General features: G+C 71.3%; 2 protein-coding genes and 1 pseudogene. 2 read left to right on the top strand and 1 reads right to left on the bottom strand.

From position 1 onward, the window contains the following. Together CA983_RS43270 and proC are read left to right on the top strand one after the other, a co-directional pair. A partial coding sequence (locus tag CA983_RS43270; RefSeq protein WP_086606068.1) for an ABC transporter permease occupies window positions 1-741 on the top strand: 741 nt, incomplete at its 5' end. A 121-nt stretch (window positions 742-862) separates the two neighbouring features. Beyond that, window positions 863-1,675, top strand: a complete 813-nt coding sequence (gene proC, locus CA983_RS43265) for a pyrroline-5-carboxylate reductase (protein ID WP_086606067.1) — start codon at window positions 863-865, stop codon at window positions 1,673-1,675. Window positions 1,676-1,723: 48 nt separating this feature from the next. On the opposite strand, the pseudogene CA983_RS48695 reads toward proC, so the two are convergent. Beyond that, window positions 1,724-1,845, bottom strand: a pseudogene (locus CA983_RS48695) (tryptophan--tRNA ligase); the annotation flags it as partial.

The following is a 1,845-nucleotide window of genomic DNA, read 5'->3' as shown; positions in this document are numbered from 1 at the left end:
GCCCTCAACGCCTCCCGAACCACCGCCACCGCAACCCGCGTCCTGCGCCAGCTCGCCCACGACCCCCGCACCATCGCGCTGCTGATCCTCATCCCCTGCGTGATGCTGCTCCTGCTGCGCTACGTCTTCGACGGCAGCCCCCGCACCTTCGACGGCATCGGCGCCTCCCTGCTCGGGATCTTCCCGCTGATCACGATGTTCCTGGTGACCTCCATCGCCACCCTGCGCGAACGCACCTCGGGCACCCTCGAACGCCTCCTCGCCATGCCCCTCGGCAAGGGCGACCTCATCGCCGGCTACGCCCTGGCCTTCGGCACCCTCGCGATCATCCAGTCCGCCCTGGCCACGGGCCTCGCGGTCTGGTTCCTCGGCCTCGACGTCACCGGCAGCCCCTGGCTACTCCTCCTGGTGGCCCTCCTCGACGCCCTCCTCGGCACGGCCCTCGGCCTCTTCGTCTCGGCCTTCGCGGCCTCGGAGTTCCAGGCGGTCCAGTTCATGCCGGCGGTGATCTTCCCCCAGCTCCTCCTCTGCGGCCTGTTCACGCCCCGCGACAACATGCACCCGGTCCTGGAGGCGATCTCCGACGTCCTCCCCATGTCCTACGCGGTGGACGGCATGAACGAGGTCCTCCGCCACACGGACATGACCGCCACCTTCGTCCGTGACGTCCTGATCGTCGCGGGCTGCGCCCTCCTGGTACTGGGCCTGGGCGCGGCGACCCTCAGGCGCCGGACGGCGTAGCCGACGCGGCCCGCCCGGCGTTCGACCGACATCCCGCCCACCGGACAGGAACCCATCCGGTCATCCCCGAGTGCGAGGATGAACCCGGACGACGCGCAACCCCCGGAGGGCACCGAAAGCCATGACCCAGAAAGTCGCAGTCCTCGGCACCGGCAAGATCGGCGAAGCCCTGATCAGCGGAATGATCCGAGCCGGCTGGACCCCGGCCGACCTCCTGGTCACCGCCCGCCGCCAGGAACGAGCCGAAGAGCTCCACAGCCGCTACGGCGTCACCCCGGTCACCAACCCGGAAGCCGCGAAGAACGCCGACACCCTGATCCTCACGGTCAAACCCCAGGACATGGGCACCCTCCTCGACGAGCTCGCCCCCCACGTCCCCGCCGACCGCCTGGTCGTCAGCGGCGCCGCCGGCATCACCACCGCGTACTTCGAGGAGCGCCTCGCCCCCGGTACCCCGGTCATCCGCGTCATGACGAACACCCCCGCCCTGGTCGACGAGGCGATGTCCGTCATCTCCGCCGGCACCCACGCCACCGCCGACCACCTCGCCCACACCGAGGAGATCTTCGGCGCCGTCGGCAAGACCCTCCGCGTCCCCGAGTCCCAGCAGGACGCCTGCACGGCCCTCTCCGGCTCCGGCCCGGCCTACTTCTTCTACCTGGTCGAAGCCATGACCGACGCCGGCATCCTCCTCGGCCTGCCCCGCGACAAGGCCCACGACCTGATCGTCCAGTCCGCGATCGGCGCCGCGACGATGCTCCGCGACAGCGGCGAACACCCGGTCAAGCTCCGCGAGAACGTCACGTCCCCCGCCGGCACGACGATCAACGCCATCCGCGAACTCGAGAACCACGGCGTACGAGCCGCCCTCATCGCCGCCCTCGAAGCCGCCCGCGACCGCAGCCGCGCCCTGGCCACCGGCACCAACAACTGAGCACTGCCGGCGTCGGGCGGGCGACCCGCCCGACGCCCGCACCACTCCTCACACCCTCAGCACGGCCCCACCCGCGTCAGCCGCCTCCGGCACGGCCGGCAGCAACCCGATCGCGCGATAAGCGGCATCCACGTTCGGCCGGGCCATCCCCCGAGCCCGCTCCGCCCCGT

The organism is Streptomyces swartbergensis (assembly GCF_002148965.1).
GTDB classification, from domain to species: Bacteria; Actinomycetota; Actinomycetes; order Streptomycetales; family Streptomycetaceae; genus Streptomyces; species Streptomyces swartbergensis.
The sequence above is the reverse complement of the archived record's forward strand: the minus strand, read 5'-3'. Positions and strand labels throughout refer to the sequence as shown.

Excerpts from the sequence above, each read along its gene's own strand:
- proC (WP_086606067.1), top strand. The coding sequence starts at position 863 with ATGACCCAGAAAGTCGCAGTCCTCGGCACCGGCAAGATCGGCGAAGCC.